Consider the following 18,026-nt stretch of genomic DNA (forward strand, 5'->3'; position numbering starts at 1 on the left):
TCGGTTTACCCTGGAACTGACACACAGGCGCATCCGTTCTACCGCGACCACGGTCCGGATTCTCATGCCCACCACCCGGCGCCGGCGTCGATCCGCCGTAGCGCAAGCAGACTCCGAAGGATCTGTCGCGCACCACACATTCACGAGGCTCCGCGTGCGTGAATGCCGATCCGAGCAATGACAGTAGGAGCGTAAGGGCGGCCAGGCTACGTGCTACTCGCATCCGTCCTCCCCGGAGCCTCCGCTTGCGAGCCACTTACCGTTTGGCGCTTGCTCGAAGAATGTGGTTGACGTGAGTTTTGAAGCAAAGTAGTCGTCTGGCTGGTCTTTCGGCGCTTGGCCTGTTTTCTCGTCTACAAGCTGCAATTCGCTGAAGTCTTTACAGACTGTGACCGTGGCTACTCGTACACCGTCATTGCGAACACTCGGCTCGTCGATCGACAACGACGAGTACTGAGCATGCCCTACCCAAACGAGGTTCGCATCCCGTAGCCTCCCTAGTGAATGGACGATCTCGAACGTCTCGTCGCCCGTGGTGAGAAAAGTCAGCTCATCGAGGTTCTTGAGAGAGGAGTCTTTGGCGTACTTGTCGATAGTTGCTTCGTATGTCTGCCAGGCTTCCCGGACCGCTCTGATTTCGGCGGATTCGCCGGGTTCGGGCGGGGGAAATATCACCTGTTCCGAAGGTGATGGCGAAGGCGACGGTGATGGGGATGGGGATGGGGATGGGCTCTCCGCGCCGGGTACGCGTCGGATCGATGTGGGCGCGCTGGGAGTCGGCTGCTCTTCTGTGGCCGCCTCGCTCGATTGGCAGGCGCTCACGATAAGGAGTAGCAAGCTATTGATGACTGCAAAGCCAAGACGTCGTTGTTTGACCATGATTGTTCCTCCAGAGCACTGAGTGAACCACGCGCGAGGGTCACTCCGCAGTGACTTCAGGAGTTATCCACAGGCGGGCGGGAAGATACGTCTCGATGCGGCCCTGCGGGCCTACTCGACGGTCGGGTGTTCGCCGCCCCTGGCCATCGTCACCCACCACGAAACTTCAAAATCCGTACGCAGATGAGATGAAGGGCCCGATTTGGGGGTGTTTGGTCAATCTGCGTACGGATTTTGAAGTTTTTCACTCGATGCGTCTCGATGCGGGCCTCCGGCCCTACTTGACGGCCGGGTCGTGCAGGGTGCCCACCGTCCACCGGCGGTTGAGTAGCGAGCGCAGCTCGCGCATCGAAACCGCTCAGCGGTTGCGGATGGCGCGGTTGACAGCGCTCAAGATGGCCTTGAGTGACGAGTTGGTGATGCTCGGGTCGACACCCACGCCCCAGAACACCTTGGCGTCGTTGTCAGGCCCGATTTCGCACTCGACGTACGACGCGGCTTGCGCGTCGCCACCGGTGCTCAGCGCGTGCTCCTTATAGTCCAGCACGCGGATATGCAGGCCGGCGCGAGTGAGCGAGTCGATGAACGCCGACACGGGGCCGTTGCCTTCGCCCTCGTAGCTGATGTCCTGCCCGCGGTCGTTATTTACCACGGTGGTGAGCTTGAACGTACCGTTGCTGTCCGTCGACGACACCTTCTCCAGCGACCACGCGCCCTCGGCGAGGTACTCCGTCGTGAAGATGTCGTAGATCTGCTGGGGAGATACCTCGCCGCCGACGGAGTCGGTGTGCTGCTGCACCACGCGAGAGAACTCCATTTGCAGCCGACGCGGCAGGTCCATCTTGAACTCGGACTTCATCAGGTAGGCCATGCCGCCCTTGCCCGACTGCGAGTTCACGCGGATCACTGCCTCGTAGTTGCGACCCACGTCGTGAGGGTCGATGGGCAGGTAGGGCGCTTCCCAGGCGATGTCCTGCAGGCGCTTGCCCTGCTCTTCGGCCTGGCGCTCGAGGTCTTCCAGACCCTTCTTGATGGCGTCCTGATGCGAGCCGGAGAACGCTGTGTACACCAGGTCACCCGAGTACGGTTGGCGCGCCGGCACCGGCAGGCCCGTGCAGTACTCGACGGTGCGGCGCACGTCGTCGATGTGCGAGAAGTCGAGCTCAGGGTCGACGCCTTGCGTGTACAGGTTGAGCGCCAGGGTGACCAGGTCGACGTTGCCCGTGCGCTCGCCGTGCCCGAACAGGCATCCCTCGACGCGGTCCGCGCCGGCCATCTGGCCGAGCTCCGTCGCCGCCACCGCGGTGCCGCGGTCGTTGTGCGGGTGGAGCGACACGACCACGTGCTCCCGGTTGTTCACGTTGCGACAGAAGTATTCGATCTGGTCAGCGTAGGTGTTCGGCGTTGAGCGCTCGACGGTGGCCGGCAGGTTGAAGATGATCTCGCGCTCGGCGTTGGGCTGCCACACGTCGCCGACGGCATTGCACACCTCGACGGCGAAGTCGGTGGGCGTTTGCGTGAAGATCTCAGGCGAGTACTGGTAGCCGAACTCCACATCGCTCAGGTACTTGTCGGCGTACTTCATCACCAGCTCGGTGCCGAACACGGCGAGGTCTTTACATTCCTGCTCGCTCATGCGGAACACCACGCGCCGGAACAGCTCCGCCGTCGCGTTGTACATGTGGATGGTGGCGCGACGAGCACCGACGAGCGACTGCGCCGTGCGCTCGATGAGATCTTCGCGGGCTTGGGTCAGCACCGAGACGGTCACGTCGTCGGGGATCAGATCGTCCTCGATGAGCTTGCGGACGAAGTCGAAGTCGGTCTGCGACGCGGACGGAAACCCGATCTCAATTTCTTTGTAGCCAATTTCCGTGAGCAGCTGGAACATGCGCAGCTTGCGGGTGGGCGTCATCGGGTCGATGAGTGCCTGGTTGCCGTCGCGCAGGTCGGTGCTGAGCCAGCGCGGAGCCTTCTCAATCTTCTTCGTGGGCCAAGTGCGGTCGGGCACATCGACGGGCACGAACGGCGTGTACCGGTGTACCGGCATAGGGGTGGGCTGCTGCACGGGTTTGGGTTGAATGCGAGTCATGGTGAATCTCCTGTGGAGGGATGGCCATATGCCAGCGCATGACGATCACCGCAGCGAGGAGGCCGGCTAGGTTGAGAAGGACTGGGCCTCGCTGCGGCAGACAAGAAGAAGCTGGTATGCCACGCAGCTAACGTAGCGCACGATGTGGCTCGGCGCGCAGTACTGTCTCGCAACCCGGAAGCTCTCACGGCGTGGACCCGCCTCCCGCGCGCCGTACTACTGCATGTAGTTTCTCTCCTATGGAGGAGTACGCAACACTGAACTTCGACGATCGCAGCATCGCGCTGCCCATCGTTACCGGCACCGAGGGCGAACGCGCCGTCGATATCTCGTCGCTGCGCGCCGAATCCGGCTTGACTACCCTCGACGAGGGGCTGGGCAACACAGCCTCGTGCCGCTCCGCGATCACCTACATCGACGGCGAGCAGGGGATCCTGCGCTACCGCGGCATCCCCATCGAACAGCTGGCGGAGAAATCGTCGTTCATCGAAGTGGCGGAACTGCTGATTTTCGGCGACCTACCGTCGCAGGAGGAACGCCAGGAGTTCCGAACCCTGCTCGAAGAGAACTCGGCTTTGCACCGTGACATGCGAAAACTCTTCGACGGGTTCCCCTCCGACGCGCACCCCATGGCCATGTTGTCTGCCGTCATCAACGGCCTGCAGGCCTACGATCTTCCTCAGATCCGCATCGATGACGAGGTGAGCTTCCGACACGCGGCGGCAGTGCTGATCTCGAAGGTTCGCACCATCGCAGCTGCGTCCTACAAGGCCCATCTCGGGCAGCCGCTGGTGTACCCGCGATTCGATCTTTCGTACGCGGAGAACTTTCTGCACATGATGTTCACGCAACCGTACAAGGAGTACGAGCCCACGCCAGAGGTAGCGCACGCGCTGAACATGTTCCTCGTGCTGCACGCCGACCACGAACAGAACTGCTCTACGTCTACGGTGCGTATGGTGGCCTCCGGCGGGGCGAACCTGTACGCGGCCGTCTCGGCCGGTGTCTGCGCGCTGTGGGGTGACCGCCACGGTGGGGCCAACATGGCGGTGATTCAGATGCTCGAGCGCATCCGCGAGCAGGACATGCCAGTGAAGTCCTACCTCGAGCAAGTGAAACGCAAGGGCTCCGGTGAGCGACTGATGGGCTTCGGGCACCGCGTGTATCGCAACTTCGACCCCCGCGCACTCGTACTCAAGAACGCTGCCAACGACCTCCTGGACGCAATGCGCATCGACGACCCGCTGTTGGATATCGCCCGCGAGCTGGAGGCGGCCGCCCTCGACGACGACTACTTTGCCGAGCGCCAGCTGTACCCGAACGTCGATTTCTACTCCGGCATCATTCTGCGAGCGATCGGCATCCCACTCGACATGTTCACCGTCATGTTCGCCATTGGGCGCACACCGGGCTGGATCGCCCACTGGAAGGAAATCTCCGACGCAGAGCGCCAGCGCATCTATCGCCCACGGCAGATCTACGTCGGTGAAGGCAAAACGGATTGGCAGCCCAAGTCAGAGCGGAAATCCCGCTTCGGATGGTTTCCCGGCCGCCGCAAGAACTGAGGAGGCGCCCCTCATGCTGAACCGAATCGACGGTGGCGCTGCGCGAACGCGGCGACGGCCTCCCACAGGTCGCGACGGTCGAAGTCTGGCCACAACCGGTCGAGGAAAATCATCTCGGCGTAGGCCGACTGCCACAGCAGGAAATTCGACGTGCGCTGCTCACCGGAGCTGCGCAGGAAGAGGTCGACGTCGGGGATCTCCGGCTCGTCGAGGAACTTCGCGAAGCGCGCCTCGGTGAGCCGATCCGGATCGAGTTTCCCAGCCTTGGCGAGGCGGGCGATCTCACGTGCCGCGTCGACGATCTCCGCGCGCCCGCCATAGTTCACGCAGAACTGCAAGGTGAGCGTCGAGTTGTGCTTGCTCATCTCCTCAGCCGTCTCCAGCTCGTTGATCACCGAACCCCAAAGCCGTGGGCGACGCCCCGCCCACCGAATCTTGACGCCCAGCTCGTTCAACTCGTCGCGACGACGGTGGATCACGTCGCGGTTGAACCCCATGAGCCAGCGCACTTCCTCAGGCGAACGCTTCCAGTTCTCCGTGGAGAAAGCGTAGGCAGAGAGATAGGGGATACCCATCTCGATAGCGCCATGGATCACATCGAGCAGCGACGCTTCCCCTCGCGCGTGTCCTTCCGTGCGCTTCAGCCCGCGCTGCTTGGCCCAGCGGCCGTTGCCGTCCATCACGATGGCGACGTGCCGAGGCAGCGCCGCGGCGGGGATCGGCGGGGGCGTGGCACCGCTGGGGTGAGGGGTGGGTCGTCGGCGAGGCTCAGGCATGCGAAAAGCGTAGCGGCATAAGATCGACGGGTGCCCACATACCGTGATGAAGCCGTCGTGCTGCGAACTCACCAGCTCGGTGAGGCGGACCGCATCATCACCCTGCTCACCCGTCAATACGGGAAAGTGCGCGCGGTGGCGCGCGGCGTTCGTCGGAGCTCCTCCAAATTTGGGAGCCGACTCGAACCGTTCAACCATGTAGACGTGCAGTTGGCTGAAGGGCGAGGTTCACTCGACGTGGTGTCACAGGTAGAAGCCATCCGCCCGAGTGAGTTGGGTGCTGACTACCTGCGATTCACGGCAGCGGAGGTGCTCGTCGAAACGGCGGATCGCTTGGTGGCCGAGGAGCGCAGCCCTGCGCGACAGCAATTTCTCCTGCTTGCCGGCGCCTTGTGGGCGCTGGAAAAGCAGTACCATCCGCCGGCACTGATCGTCGACTCCTATCTGCTGCGCAGTCTGGCCCTGGCGGGGTATGGCATCGCGGTTGGGGAATGCAGCGGCTGCGGCCAGCGCGAGGTGCACTGGTTCTCGCCGCGCTCAGGCGGTGCCACATGCACGAACTGCAAGGAACCAGGCTCAGCCCGCCTCGACGACGACGCGCGGCGCCACATGGGGGCCCTGCTCGCGGGGGACTGGGCGACGGCGAAGGCGACGGACCAGCCGACGGCAAAACACGTCGATTCGCTCGTGGTGGCCTACGCCACCTGGCACCTGGACCGCGCGCTGCGGTCGCTGCCGTTCTTCGAACGCTGAACGGTCACTGGGCGCAGTCGGAGCAGAGACCGAAGAGCTCCACCTCGTGGCCAGCATCGGTGAAGCCGTATTTTTGGGCCACGGACTCGGCCCACTCCTCGATAGGGTCGGCAGCAATCTCGACGGTGTACCCGCACTCTCGGCACACCAAATGATGGTGATGGCCGGGCGTGCAAGCGCGGTAGGTGGCCTCGCCTTCAAGGTTACGAACCATGTCCAGTTCGCCGCTCTCGGCCATGGACTGTAGGGCGCGGTACACCGTCGCGAGCCCCACCTTGTCACCCATGTTGCGGAGCTCGGCGTGCACCTCTTGCGCCGTTTTGAAGTCTTCATTGGCGACGAGGTAGTCGCGCACCGCAGCTCTCTGCCAGGTGTTGCGCTTAGTGTTCATCGTAGTGATCTCCGTGCTTCGCGTGGCGATGGCCGTCGTGCACGTAATCGTAGTGGTCGCCGTGTTGAATGACATGCGCCGGGTCGTGCTCGTGGTGTTCGTGGTGCTCCGCAGGCTCGTGGGCGTGGTCCCCGTGGTCCTCGACGAACGGGACGAAGCGCCAAGGGCGGCGTAGATAGCGTCCGAGGGGCCACGCGATGGCCATCAGCAGGATCGCGGTGACGACGATCGTCGCACCCGGAGCGGTGTCGAGGTAGAACGAGCCGAAGACGCCAATGAGCGCGGAGAGCACACCGAATCCCATCGCGCCGAAGAAGGTGGCGCGGAAGCCGACGAAGCACTGCTGGCTGGTGGCGACGGGGATAATCATGAGCGCTGAGATGAGCAGCAGCCCGACGGTGCGCATCGACATAGTGATGGTCACGGCCGCAAGGACGACGATCAACATGTTCAACGTGCGCGTGCGCAAACCCAGTGTGCGGGCGTGGTGCTCGTCGATGCTCACGGCGAAGAGGCGTGGTGAGAGGCCGATGGTGAGCGCCAGCACGATGACGGCGAGCACCACGATCACCGTGATGTCGGTGGACGTGACCGAGGTGAGGGAGCCGAAGAGGAAGCTGCTGAGGCCAGCTGGTCCTTGCCCGGCTACGCCCGCCATGAGCACACCTGCAGCGAGGCCGCCGTAGAACAAGATGGCGAGCCCTAGATCGCCTGACGCGCGACCGCTTTGCCGCAGCAGTTCGACGCCTATCGCGCCCGCTATCGCGGTGATGATGGCCACGGGGAGCGGGGCTTGACCTGTCATGAGCGCGAAGCCGACGCCCATGATGGCGACGTGGCCGAGGCCGTCGCCGAGGAGGCTGAGGCGCTTTTGCACAATGTACGTGCCCACGCTCGGGGCGAGTAGACCGCTGAGCAGTGCTGCAATGAGGGCGCGCTGGAAGAACGCAAGTGAGAGGACTGCGATCATGATTGCGCCTCCGCTGTGGGGCTCTCGAGGCCGAAGGGCGACGGTGCCTCGTCGCTGTCGTGCGATGCGTGGTGTGAGTGCGGGGTGAGGTGGTCGTCGTGGGTGATGCGCCCGTCGCACAGTGTGATGCGGCGGTCGATCTCCATGGAACCGATCTCGTGCAAGACGACGAGAAGGCCCTTATCATTGGCATGCACGAGTTCGCCGAGCAGCGTGGCGAGCCCGTGTTGGGAATGCAGATCGACGCCGGCCATCGGCTCGTCCATCACGAATAGGTCTGGCTCGGTGCACAGCGCGCGGGCGATGAGCGCGCGCTGTTTCTGGCCCCCGGAGAGCGGCGCGAAGGGCCAATGTGCGCGGTCTTGCAGATTCACGACGTCGAGCGCGTGGTCGATGGCTGCCTTGTCGGCCTTGCTCAGGGGAACAAACGGGCGGCGGTGCGGTATGCGACCGGAGGCGACGATTTCCCGCACTGTCGCTGCCGCGACTTGAATCGAGGAATGCTGGGGGACATAGCCGATGCGCTCCCAGCTATGGAATTGCCGCAGCGGCGTGCCGAATAGTTCGACGGTGCCTTGTTGATGTGCCAAGAGCCCCAGTACTGCGTTGATCAGAGTTGATTTACCAGAACCGTTGCCGCCGAGGACCGCGACGGTTTCACCGCGCCCTACGGACACACTAACGTCGCGCAGGACAGGATTGCTGCCCCGCGCGACGTAGAGGTTCTTGGCTTCTAGTAGTTGGTTACTTGCACCCATTCGCTTCCTTCAGCGCCTCCAAATTTGCGCGCATGATGGAAGGGTAGTCGTCGCCAGGAGATTTGTCAGTGACGCCCTCGAGGGGATCGAGGACCGCAGTCTTGAGGCCGAGGTCTCCAGCGATGGCCTTGGAGACTGCCGGGCTGGTGAGCGTCTCGAAGAAGATTGTTGTGACGCCGTGTTCCTTCGCGAGCTTCTGCACTTCGGCGATGCGAGCGGGGGAGGGTTCGCCGTCCGGGTTGATGCCGGAAATGCCGATCTCAGTCATGCCGTAGTTGTGGGCAAGGTAGTTGAACGCGGTGTGCGACGTGACGAATTCCTTGCGTTCGCACTTCGCGAGACCGGCCTTGTACTCCTCGTCGATCTTCGACATCGACTCGCTGAACTTCTTCGCGTTGGCCTGCAGGTCGTCCTTCATCTCGGGGTACTGCTTGCCGAGCTGGTCGGCGAGCGCCTGGCCAACCTTGGCCATGCGGTTCGGATCGAGCCAGTAGTGCGGGTCGAAATCGCCATGGTCGTGGTCATGATCGTGGCCGTCGTGATCATCGCCATGATCGTCGTCGTCGGCGTGGTCGTGCCCTTCGTGATCATCGTCCGCGTCATCGCCGTGGTCGTGGCCTTCGTGGTCATCGCCATGATCGTGGTCGGCGTCGTCGTCGTGGTCGGCGTGGTCATCGTCGCCGTGGTCGTGCCCTTCGTGGTCGTGATCATCATCGTCACCGTGATCGTGATCGTGCTCGGCACCGGTGGCTGGCAGCAGATCAGCGAACTGGGCGGCATCCAGGACGTGCTCATTACCGGATTGCGCCACCGCCTCGTCGACGGCCGGCTGGAACTGCTTCAGGTACATGACCAGATCCGCTTCCCCGACAGAAGCTACCTGCGTAGGCTTGAGCTCGAGGCCATGGGCCTCCTGGCCCGGCTGTGTGAGGGTGGTGACCGTCGCATGGTCGCCGACGATCTGCTGCGCCGTGTATTCCAGCCCGTAGAATGCGACGACGACGTTCGGCTTTTCACCGTCCTTGCCGCCTTCGGTAGCAGCGGGAGACGAGCAGGACGCGAGCGTCATGGCAGCGGGCAGGAGTAGCAGTGCAGCAGACTTCTTCATGAGAATCATTATCGAGCAATGCTGATTGCATTCCAAATCGCGAAGCCAACTCAGGTGGTGTTGAATGAGCGGCATGTACGCCATCATTCGCTTCGAGCAATGTGACGACGATTTCCTTGTGGCCTTGCATGAGGTCGCCGAGTTCTGGCTGAGCAAACCTGGCAATGAAGCAGCGGACGTCGTGCACAACGTCGACGAGCCAGGCCTCGTCGCTCTCGTCACCAGGTGGAGCGACATCGGCTCGTACCGCAGAGCCTTCGGTGGCTACGACGCGAAGATGCTGCTCACTCCAGTCATGTTGCGTGCCGTCGACGAGCCCTCGGCGTATGTGGCGCGCGAGGAGCTGTAGCTGACCGCGCCTGTGTCAGGCGTGAGTTACTCGCAAGATTCTTTCGATGGGGTATTGACACAGAGCGTCTTGCATGTACTATCCTGTACTTAATTCCGTAGTGAAATTAAGTACAGGATAGCGAAGAAGCTGAACCATGGAATCTCTAATCTCGTTACACAGTGGCGACGTCGGTATCTTGCTCAGCGCTAGCTCGGAGATCATGCCGAGCGTGGTGCACTGGGGGCAGGACATAGAACCACTCACGGCTGAGGAAGCTGTAACGCTACAGCACACATCGACGTGGCCCGCAGTCAATAACACCTTCGACGGCCCCCTGCAGCTGGGCGTCATTCCCGAGGAACGTTGGGGGTGGAAGGGGCGACCTGGGCTCGTGGGGCACCGTTTCGGTAAGGACTGGAGTCCGACGTGGCACGTCACCCAGGTGCTGCTTGACGGGAAGCCCGTCGAGGGATTCGTTTCTGCTGAAACCGGGGTTGTCGAATACCAGGCCGAAGCTCCCACGGCCGGTTTGGCGATGAGCATCTGGGTGGAGATGCTGCCCATGGGACTCGTTCGTGCTCGAGCATCGCTGACCAACCTCGCTGACGACGCTTTCCAACTCGACGAGCTCACCATCCGCTTTCCCGTCCCTTCGCAGGCGCGAGAACTCATGGATTTTGCCGGTCGCTGGGCGGTGGAACGTGTACTGCAACGCCAAGCGTTCTCCGTCGGCTCGTTCCGGCGCGAAAACCGGCACGGAAGGACCGGGGCCGACTCGAGTTACATTCTCAGTGCGGGGGAGCGCGGATTCGGATACCAACAAGGCGAGATTTGGGCCACACATGTCGGATGGAGCGGAAACCACATTCAGCTCGCGGAACGCGACCAACTCGGCGCACAGGTGATTGGTGGAGGAGAACTGCTGCTGGCTGGCGAGGGGCGTCTTACGCAAGGGGAAAGCTACGAGTCGCCCTGGGTCTACTTTAACTACGCCCAGGGCCTGGACGCTCAAGCAGGCCGTTTCCATGAGTTTCTACGCTCGTTGCCTGTCCACCCTGCCACGGACCGACCTGTGACGTTGAACGTATGGGAGGCGGTCTACTTCGATCATGATCTCGAACGGCTGACAGATTTGGCGCAGCGTGCAGCGCAACTGGGCGTCGAACGATACGTCTTGGACGACGGATGGTTCGGTGCTCGTCGTAACGATTTTGCGGGGCTTGGTGACTGGGTAGTGAGTGCTGATGTCTGGCCCGATGGGCTGCACCCACTCATCAACGAAGTCAAGCGCCTCGGGATGCAATTTGGTCTTTGGTTCGAGCCAGAGATGGTCAATGAAGACTCTGATGTTGCGCGGGCGCATCCTGAATGGATTATGCAGCTCCCCGACAGGATGCCGGTGGAAGCCCGTCATCAACAGGTGCTGAACCTCGGTATTCCTGAGGCCTACGACCATGTGCTCCAGCAGATGACTGCGCTGTTCGAGGAATACTCCATCGACTACGTCAAGTGGGATCACAACCGGGATTTGATCGACGCTGGCACGATGCCCGAGGGGCGGGCCGGGGTTGCAGCTCAAACACGCGCGTTCTACCGTTTGCTCGACGAACTGCGATCGCGATTCCCGCACATGGAGTTCGAGTCGTGCAGCTCGGGTGGGGGACGCATTGATCTTGGCGTCCTGGAACGGGCTGAGCGCGTCTGGGTCTCCGACAATATTGATCCGCAGGATCGTCAGCGAATGTTGTGGTGGACCGGTCAGCTGCTCCCTCTCGAGCTCATGGGGAGTCACGTCGCCTCTGGGCGCTCCCACGTGACGGGCAGATGGCATGATCTCAATTTCCGCGCCGCTACCGCAGTCTTCGGCCACTTCGGCATCGAGTGGGATCTTGCCCGCGCCACTGACGAGGAGCTGGAGCAGCTCGGCTGGTGGATCGAGTGGTACAAGCAGCACCGCACGACGCTGCATACCGGTCGGGTAGTTCGGGTGGAGATGCCCGATGCGGGTGTCTACTGCAAAGGCGTCGTCAGCGCCGATCAGGCGATCTTTTCGCTGGCGCAGCTGGAAGGCACTTGCTGTGCGAGCATTGGCCGGCTCAAGCTTCCTGGTCTTGAAGCGGAAGCCCAGTATCGCGTACACGTGGTTGACCGTCAGCCACTGCGGGAAGCCAATGCGCAAACGCCCTGGATTACTGCTTCCGACGATGTGGTCTTAACCGGTGCCCAGCTTGCCGCAGTGGGTCTACAAGCCCCCGTCTTGCGTCCCTGTACCGCAATGCTCTTCGTGCTGGACAAGCTCCAGTAAGAGCCGCCACATAACCACATTCCTCATCAATGGAGATATGAATGTCAACTACTATTCCAACAACCCCTGCTGTGAGCAGAAGCCGCCGGGGCCGTCTCGGCGACCTCAAGCTCGCACTACTTATGATCCTACCTGCATCCATTGGGTTAGTGCTGTTTTTACTCTGGCCACTGGCTCGGGGTATTTGGTTGAGCTTCACTGATTTCAACCTTCTCACTGAGCCAAGTTTCGTCGGATTTAACAACTACATCCGCATGGCAAAGGACCCAATATTTTGGAATGCCGCTTGGGTGACTATCGAATACGTCGTCATCAACATCGGTGTACAGACCATTGTCGCCTTGCTGATTGCGGTACTTATGCATCGGCTGACAAAATCGACGTTCATCCGTTCGATTGTGTTGACCCCCTACCTCGTCTCGAACGTCGTCGCCGCCTTGCTGTTCCTCTGGATCTTGGATACCCAGCTGGGTGTAGCGAACCAGGTCATCTCCGCTATCGGTCTCGATCGAATCCCCTTTTTAGCTGACGAAGCGTATGTCATTCCCACTATTGCCTTAATTAATGTTTGGCGACACATGGGATATACGGCACTGCTCATTTTCGCTGGCCTGCAGTCGATTCCAGAAAGTGTCTATGAAGCCGGACGGGTCGATGGCGCCTCTGAATGGAGTATGTTCAGGAAAATCACCATTCCGCTACTCCGCCCAATCCTGGCGTTGGTGCTCATCATGACTGTTATCGGATCGTTTCAGGTCTTCGATACGGTGGCGGTGACCACGTCGGGTGGCCCAGTCAACTCGTCTCGAGTTCTGCAACTCTACATTTACGATATGGCGTTCGGACGTTTCCAGTTCGGCTACGCGTCTGCTCTTTCGGTGGCCTTGTTGGTCATCTTGCTCATCGTCTCCATTGTCCAGTACCGCCTGATGCGTGCTGGCGAGACTGACCTGAACTGAGGCCGATGATGTCCCTAGCTACAGCAACAACTACTTCTGTTCTCGACGATGACACTCCTCAAGCTCCCACTCGCTCTCCGCGACGCTGGCCTGTGGGGAGAATCGTTGCTTGGACGGCGATGGCGCTGATCATCTTCGTCAGCCTGTTCCCTTTCTACTGGATGCTTCGAACTGCGCTTTCTTCTAACCACGCGCTGTACGCAGGCTCGACGAGTTGGCTACCTGTGGAGTTCAATACTGGCGGGTTTGCACGAGTGCTCGGATTACAAAGCGCTGAAGAATCGCTGGCGCAAGGCGGTTCTGGTCAGCAGGTCCAGTTCTGGCGCTATCTCGTGAACAGTTTCCTCGTCGCCACGATGGTTACCATCGGCCAGGTGTTCTTCTCAGCTACGGCAGCGTACGCGTTCTCGAGGCTGCGCTGGAAGGGGAGGAACTTGGTGTACGCCTTGTTCTTGGGTGGACTGATGGTGCCTACCATCTTCACGTTCCTGCCCAACTTCGTGCTGATTAAGGAACTCGGCCTTATTGATACTCTGCTCGGAATCTCCTTGCCGACCATGTTGATGGCGCCGTTTACCGTGTTCTTCCTCCGGCAGTTCTTCATGAACGTCCCCATCGAAGTTGAAGAAGCTGCGCTCATTGATGGCTCTAGCAAGCTTGGAAACTTCTTCCGCCTCATCGTCCCCATGTCCGCAGCGCCCATCGCTACGGTGTCGCTGTTGACCTTCATCACGTCGTGGAATGACTACTTCTGGCCGCTCATGGTTTCCTACTCGGAGCGGTCCACAGTGCTGACTGTCGGTCTTGGCATCTTCCGAGCGCAGACCCCGCAGACTGGTCCGGACTGGTCTGGCTTGATGGCCGCGACACTCATCGCCGCGTTGCCGATGTTGGTGCTGTTTGCTTGCTTCGCCAAACGCATTGTTAATTCCATTGGCTTCACCGGAATCAAGTGAGGAAACGTATCATGAAACAACGTCGCAACCTCATTCGCGCTGCCGCGACTGGCGCTATCACAACTCTGATTTTGGCTGCTGGCTGCTCTGCTCAACCCACCGAGGGCGCAGATGATAGATCCATTGAGTACTGGCTGTGGGACTCAGCGCAACAGCCAGGGTATCAGCGGTGCGCAGACCAATTCGAGCAGCAGAACCCCGATCTCAGAATTCGGATCAAGCAGTTTAGCTGGGACGATTACTGGAGCAAACTCACCGCAGGGTTTGTTGCCGATCAAGCGCCGGATGTATTTACCAACCATCTCAAACAATTTCCTCAGTATGTGGACCTTGACGTTCTACTTCCGCTCGACGAACTCGAGCCCACGAAGGGGATCAAAGATTCTGACTACGCGGGTGACCTGGCGGAACTTTGGAAAGGTCAAGATGGGCACCGCTATGGTGCTCCCAAAGACTGGGATACGGTCGGCTACTTCTATGACAAGAACGTCACCGATGCTGCTGGTATCACCGAAGAACAACTACGTACTATGACCTGGAACCCTGACGACGGCGGAACATTCGAGGAGATCATCGCTCACCTCACCGTTGATAAGAACGGGATTCGTGGTGACGAACCAGGATTCGACAAGAATAATGTGCAGATCTTTGGTTTAGCGTCCGAAGGGGCGGGGGGCGACACCTTCGGGCAGACACAGTGGTCGCTCTACACTGGATCACTGCCGAATTGGGAACCGACTGACCAAAATCCTTGGGCAACGAAGTTCCGATTCGACGATCCTGAGTTTCAGAAAACCGTCCAGTGGTACTTTGGCTTGGCTGACAAAGGCTATATGCCGAAGTACGATACCTTTGGTGGGCTGACTGGAAGTTACCAGCAGTGGGCAGCAGGTAGGGCTGTACTTGCCCCCAATGGGTCTTGGATGATTTCCAGCTTCACGTCGCAAGCCAAGGCCGATCTCCATATCGCCCCCACTCCCGTGGGTCCATCAGGGAAACGGAGCTCAATGTTTAATGGGCTGGCGGATTCTATTACCAGATTTACGGATAATCCTGAAGGTTCGGCACGTTGGGTGGCGTATCTTTCTGGGGCAGAGTGCCAGAACATCATTGCCGAGGCCGGAGTTGTTTTCCCCGCTAGAACCGAAGCAACTGAACGTTCACTTGCTGTCCGCAAGGAGGCTGGCCTCGACGTCACCGCATTCACGACACACGTCGATGAGGGCACTACTCAACTCATGCCGGTCACTCGTCAGGCAGCCGATATCTCTGCACTCACTATTCCCCAGATGGAAGCCATCTACACTGGGAAGGAGGATGCATCTTCTCTCACCGATCTCAACGCGCAGTTGAACAGCTTGTTGGAGCTGACTGACTCATGACCTCCACATCCCGTCGGACGCTGCATGACCTCGACCAGAATTCGCGGCGCATGTTGCAGTTGGTGCTGCAACACGGCCCAATTCCTCGTCGGGATCTCACACGGCTCTCCGGCCTCAGCATGCCATCGTTGACTCGCCTGACCCGCCCGCTCGTGCTGGAAGGGTATCTCGAAGAACTGGAGCCCGAACCGACCGCTTTAGGGAGGCCCACACAGCCGTTAGCCCTGCGTGATGGGTCGGCGCTGGTGCTCGGTGTCAAGGTTGTTCCTGGAGCGCTGCACGCCGTCGTTACCGGATTGCGCGGGAAGGTGCGAACCACGGTGGTGCGGCCAGCGGATACCTCATCGCCTGCGACGACAGTCAGCGCTCTTGCAGCACTAGCTCGGGAGTTGCGCACTACCGACGAGTTGTTGGCCGTAGGTGTGAGTCTTGCCGGTGCGGTTGATCCTTTTGGCACGGTGCGCAGTGCTGTGCTGTTGGGCTGGCCGAAGTGCAACTTCTCTAGCCAGGTGACTGAGGCGACCGGGTTGCCCTGTACTACCGCAAACGACGTCGATGCGTTGACGCTGGCGCAGCACTGGGTGGGCCTTGGCCGAGGCACAGAGAATCTCACTGTGCTCACCCTCGGGTCCGGTGTTGGTGCCGGAGCTGTTGTGGGTGGAACGTTGGCGGTCGGCTATGAAGGATTCAACGGCATGGTTGGCGATCTGTGGTGTAGAGACGGACGCAGGTATCATGAGGTGCTGTCTACAGCAGGGATCGTGCAGCGAGCCAGCGCCGCCGCAGGAAAAAGCCTCACTGTCGAAGATCTTCGCATGGGCTTAGAGCCACTCGCCGAGCCCGTTTTAGCAGATGCTGCTCGCGTACTTGCCGATCTCGTTATCCTCGCACGGCATACCTGGGGCCCTGAGCGCATTGTGCTGTCTGGAGAAGGTATCTGGCTGCTTGACCGGCACTGGAACCAGTTTCAGGAGAGTCTCGACTGGCGTGCCCTACACGACGTGGATCCGCCGGAGATCTTGGTGAAACAGCTGGAGTTCACCGATTGGGCGCGAGGTGCGGCGGGGCTTGCCATTAGGCTCCTGCTGGAGCCCTGAGGCATGCTTGGGTGGTTTCGATGTGAGGAGTTCCATGACCAAAGCACTGCATCTTCATGCGCCCAGCCGCCGGGATGCTGTGGTGGTGGACCTTCCTGTGGTGTTGGCACCAATGGCCGGCGTGACGAATGCTGCGTACCGGCAGCTGTGCCGCGAGCAAGGTGCAGGGCTGTATGTCTGCGAGATGATCACTTCGCGGGCGCTCGTGTGCGGTGATCCGAAGACCCGCACCATGCTTCAGTTCGACCCTGGTGAGAAGATCCGCTCCGTCCAGCTCTACGGCGTAGACGCCGACGTGATGGCCGACGCGGCCCGCATCCTCGCTCGAGAATTCGACGTCAACCACATCGACCTCAACTTCGGGTGCCCCGTGCCGAAAGTGACCCGGCGCGGTGGGGGCGGGGTGCTGCCGTACAAGCGCGATCGCCTGCGTGCCATCATCCGCTCCACCGTCCGCGCCGCTGACGAGTTCGGCATTCCGGTCACCATTAAAACCCGCATCGGCATCGACGACGATCACGAGACCTTCATGGACGCAGGCTGCATCGCCCAAGAGGAAGGCGCCGCAGCTATTGCGCTGCATGGACGCACCGTCGCACAGGCATACTCCGGGGAGGCCGACTGGACTCGTATCGCCGAGCTCAAACAGGCCGTCGACATTCCGGTGCTCGGTAACGGGGACATTTGGGAAGCCGAAGACGCGCTGAAGATGATGGACGAAACCGGGTGCGACGGCGTGGTGATCGGGCGAGGGTGCCTCGGCCGCCCTTGGCTCTTTGGCGACCTCGCTGCCGCATTTCAGGGCAGCCCCAACCGCAAGCGCCCCACACTGGGCCAGGTCGGGCAGATGATCCTCCGTCACGCTGAATTGCTGCAGGGCTACTTCGGTGAACGTGGGCTCGTCGATTTGCGCAAGCACATGGCGTGGTACTTCAAGGGCTATCCGGTGGGGGAGCTGCGTCGGGAGTTCGCGATGGTCTCGACGATGGAAGAGCTCCAGCAACTCGTGGCACGTCTCGATGCGGACGCGGAGTTCCCCGTCGCAGAGCTCGGCACGCCACGCGGCAGGCAGGGGAGCCCTCGTGGCAAAGTGGTGTTGCCACATGGGTGGTACGACGACACTAGCGGCTGCGAGTTGAATCTCCAGGAAGCAGAACTGGACGTCAGCGGAGGGTGAGACAGTGAACGAGCCATTGCCGAGGGCCAAACAGTGGGCTAACACCATGCGTGGGCATGGCGACGAGTTGGTCACTGCCCACGCCACGAGCCACGTCGGACCTGCCGCGAACGTGCAGCGCGGGCGTGAATTCCGCGAGGACGTGGAGCGCCGCACGCTCGACGCCAACGCCACCTTCGCTGAAGGGGCGGGCAACCGTGCAAGGCCAGAAGAACCCGACCCGTTCCGCACCTGTTTCGAGCGCGACCGCGACAGGATCGTGCATTCGACGGCCTTCCGCCGGCTCGCGGGGAAGACGCAGGTGGTGGTGTACCCGACGGATCACCAACGCACGCGACTCACACACGCGCTCGAGGTAGCACAGTGTGCCGTCGCCATGGCGCGGGGAATCGGCGTCAACGTTGCGCTGGTCGACGCCATCGCGCTCGGCCACGACTGCGGCCACGGGCCCGGCGGGCACGCGAGCGAGGACGCGTTCGATCTGTTCATCGAGGGTGGCTACGACCACGGCCCCTGGGGTGCGGATG

Annotated in this window: 17 protein-coding genes; 10 read left to right on the top strand and 7 right to left on the bottom strand. The window is 61.0% G+C overall.

Annotated features, from left to right (window positions below; all coding sequences use genetic code 11):
- Positions 1-213: 213 nt before the first annotated feature.
- Positions 214-879 carry a hypothetical protein gene (locus Q0X68_RS10765; protein WP_297751495.1) on the bottom strand — a complete coding sequence of 222 codons (666 nt, stop codon included), beginning with the start codon at positions 877-879 and terminating at the stop codon, positions 214-216.
- A 358-nt stretch (positions 880-1,237) separates the two neighbouring features.
- The gene (gene leuA, locus Q0X68_RS10770; protein WP_297751498.1) at positions 1,238-2,971 is read right to left on the bottom strand and encodes a 2-isopropylmalate synthase; all 1,734 of its coding nucleotides are present in this window, start codon (positions 2,969-2,971) and stop codon (positions 1,238-1,240) included.
- A gap of 239 nt (positions 2,972-3,210) precedes the next feature.
- Here leuA and Q0X68_RS10775 point away from each other — a divergent pair, with 239 nt between their 5' ends.
- Positions 3,211-4,536, top strand: coding sequence for a citrate synthase (locus Q0X68_RS10775; RefSeq protein WP_297751501.1), 1,326 nt, complete (start codon positions 3,211-3,213; stop codon positions 4,534-4,536).
- A gap of 11 nt (positions 4,537-4,547) precedes the next feature.
- On the opposite strand, the gene Q0X68_RS10780 is transcribed toward Q0X68_RS10775, so the two are convergent.
- Positions 4,548-5,312, bottom strand: coding sequence for an isoprenyl transferase (locus tag Q0X68_RS10780; RefSeq protein WP_297751504.1), 765 nt, complete (start codon positions 5,310-5,312; stop codon positions 4,548-4,550).
- A 30-nt stretch (positions 5,313-5,342) separates the two neighbouring features.
- Here Q0X68_RS10780 and recO point away from each other — a divergent pair, with 30 nt between their 5' ends.
- Positions 5,343-6,065 carry a DNA repair protein RecO gene (gene recO / locus Q0X68_RS10785; protein WP_297751506.1) on the top strand — a complete coding sequence of 241 codons (723 nt, stop codon included), beginning with the start codon at positions 5,343-5,345 and terminating at the stop codon, positions 6,063-6,065.
- Positions 6,066-6,069: 4 nt separating this feature from the next.
- Here recO and Q0X68_RS10790 read toward each other — a convergent pair whose 3' ends face one another.
- The 4 genes from Q0X68_RS10790 to Q0X68_RS10805 are packed head-to-tail and all read right to left on the bottom strand — an operon-like array spanning position 6,070 to position 9,379.
- Complete coding sequence (locus Q0X68_RS10790; RefSeq protein ID WP_297751508.1) at positions 6,070-6,456, bottom strand: Fur family transcriptional regulator; 387 nt, start codon at positions 6,454-6,456, stop codon at positions 6,070-6,072.
- Positions 6,446-7,426, bottom strand: coding sequence for a metal ABC transporter permease (locus Q0X68_RS10795; protein ID WP_366128243.1), 981 nt, complete (start codon positions 7,424-7,426; stop codon positions 6,446-6,448). Before Q0X68_RS10795 ends, Q0X68_RS10790 begins: the two co-directional genes overlap by 11 nt.
- Positions 7,423-8,184: a metal ABC transporter ATP-binding protein gene (locus Q0X68_RS10800; protein ID WP_297751511.1), complete on the bottom strand. Its 762-nt coding sequence runs from the start codon at positions 8,182-8,184 to the stop codon at positions 7,423-7,425. The genes Q0X68_RS10795 and Q0X68_RS10800 overlap by 4 nt, the downstream gene beginning before the upstream one ends.
- A complete protein-coding gene (locus Q0X68_RS10805) occupies positions 8,171-9,379 on the bottom strand; it encodes a metal ABC transporter substrate-binding protein (RefSeq protein ID WP_366128245.1) in 1,209 nt (402 codons plus the stop codon). Before Q0X68_RS10805 ends, Q0X68_RS10800 begins: the two co-directional genes overlap by 14 nt.
- Between Q0X68_RS10805 and Q0X68_RS10810 the strand changes: the two genes are divergently transcribed.
- From Q0X68_RS10810 to Q0X68_RS10845, 8 genes are all read left to right on the top strand, one after another.
- Positions 9,366-9,641, top strand: coding sequence for an antibiotic biosynthesis monooxygenase (locus tag Q0X68_RS10810; RefSeq protein WP_297751514.1), 276 nt, complete (start codon positions 9,366-9,368; stop codon positions 9,639-9,641). The genes Q0X68_RS10805 and Q0X68_RS10810 overlap by 14 nt on opposite strands.
- A gap of 136 nt (positions 9,642-9,777) precedes the next feature.
- On the top strand, positions 9,778-11,928 hold the full coding sequence (locus Q0X68_RS10815) for an alpha-galactosidase (RefSeq protein ID WP_297751517.1): 2,151 nt from the start codon (positions 9,778-9,780) through the stop codon (positions 11,926-11,928).
- A 41-nt stretch (positions 11,929-11,969) separates the two neighbouring features.
- On the top strand, positions 11,970-12,887 hold the full coding sequence (locus Q0X68_RS10820) for a carbohydrate ABC transporter permease (protein ID WP_297751520.1): 918 nt from the start codon (positions 11,970-11,972) through the stop codon (positions 12,885-12,887).
- 119 nt (positions 12,888-13,006) lie between these two features.
- A complete protein-coding gene (locus Q0X68_RS10825) occupies positions 13,007-13,843 on the top strand; it encodes a carbohydrate ABC transporter permease (protein ID WP_231974537.1) in 837 nt (278 codons plus the stop codon).
- An 11-nt stretch (positions 13,844-13,854) separates the two neighbouring features.
- A complete protein-coding gene (locus Q0X68_RS10830; protein WP_297751525.1) occupies positions 13,855-15,225 on the top strand; it encodes an ABC transporter substrate-binding protein in 1,371 nt (456 codons plus the stop codon).
- Positions 15,222-16,322, top strand: coding sequence for an ROK family protein (locus Q0X68_RS10835; protein WP_297751528.1), 1,101 nt, complete (start codon positions 15,222-15,224; stop codon positions 16,320-16,322). The genes Q0X68_RS10830 and Q0X68_RS10835 overlap by 4 nt, the downstream gene beginning before the upstream one ends.
- A gap of 34 nt (positions 16,323-16,356) precedes the next feature.
- On the top strand, positions 16,357-17,499 hold the full coding sequence (gene dusB, locus Q0X68_RS10840; RefSeq protein ID WP_297751531.1) for a tRNA dihydrouridine synthase DusB: 1,143 nt from the start codon (positions 16,357-16,359) through the stop codon (positions 17,497-17,499).
- A gap of 46 nt (positions 17,500-17,545) precedes the next feature.
- A partial coding sequence (locus Q0X68_RS10845; RefSeq protein WP_297751540.1) for an HD domain-containing protein occupies positions 17,546-18,026 on the top strand: 481 nt, incomplete at its 3' end.

Source organism: uncultured Tessaracoccus sp., assembly GCF_947286155.1.
GTDB lineage: Bacteria > Actinomycetota > Actinomycetes > Propionibacteriales > Propionibacteriaceae > Arachnia.

Bases quoted from the DNA above. Each gene is read 5' to 3' on its own strand.
- Q0X68_RS10800 (WP_297751511.1), bottom strand. From the start codon at position 8,184: ATGGGTGCAAGTAACCAACTACTAGAAGCCAAGAACCTCTACGTCGCG.
- Q0X68_RS10825 (WP_231974537.1), top strand. From the start codon at position 13,007: ATGGCGCTGATCATCTTCGTCAGCCTGTTCCCTTTCTACTGGATGCTT.
- Q0X68_RS10810 (WP_297751514.1), top strand. From the start codon at position 9,366: ATGTACGCCATCATTCGCTTCGAGCAATGTGACGACGATTTCCTTGTG.
- Q0X68_RS10780 (WP_297751504.1), bottom strand. From the start codon at position 5,312: ATGCCTGAGCCTCGCCGACGACCCACCCCTCACCCCAGCGGTGCCACG.
- dusB (WP_297751531.1), top strand. From the start codon at position 16,357: ATGACCAAAGCACTGCATCTTCATGCGCCCAGCCGCCGGGATGCTGTG.
- leuA (WP_297751498.1), bottom strand. From the start codon at position 2,971: ATGACTCGCATTCAACCCAAACCCGTGCAGCAGCCCACCCCTATGCCG.
- Q0X68_RS10820 (WP_297751520.1), top strand. From the start codon at position 11,970: ATGTCAACTACTATTCCAACAACCCCTGCTGTGAGCAGAAGCCGCCGG.
- Q0X68_RS10765 (WP_297751495.1), bottom strand. From the start codon at position 879: ATGGTCAAACAACGACGTCTTGGCTTTGCAGTCATCAATAGCTTGCTA.
- Q0X68_RS10815 (WP_297751517.1), top strand. From the start codon at position 9,778: ATGGAATCTCTAATCTCGTTACACAGTGGCGACGTCGGTATCTTGCTC.
- Q0X68_RS10795 (WP_366128243.1), bottom strand. From the start codon at position 7,426: ATGATCGCAGTCCTCTCACTTGCGTTCTTCCAGCGCGCCCTCATTGCA.
- Q0X68_RS10775 (WP_297751501.1), top strand. From the start codon at position 3,211: ATGGAGGAGTACGCAACACTGAACTTCGACGATCGCAGCATCGCGCTG.
- Q0X68_RS10835 (WP_297751528.1), top strand. From the start codon at position 15,222: ATGACCTCCACATCCCGTCGGACGCTGCATGACCTCGACCAGAATTCG.
- Q0X68_RS10805 (WP_366128245.1), bottom strand. From the start codon at position 9,379: ATGATGGCGTACATGCCGCTCATTCAACACCACCTGAGTTGGCTTCGC.
- Q0X68_RS10790 (WP_297751508.1), bottom strand. From the start codon at position 6,456: ATGAACACTAAGCGCAACACCTGGCAGAGAGCTGCGGTGCGCGACTAC.
- Q0X68_RS10830 (WP_297751525.1), top strand. From the start codon at position 13,855: ATGAAACAACGTCGCAACCTCATTCGCGCTGCCGCGACTGGCGCTATC.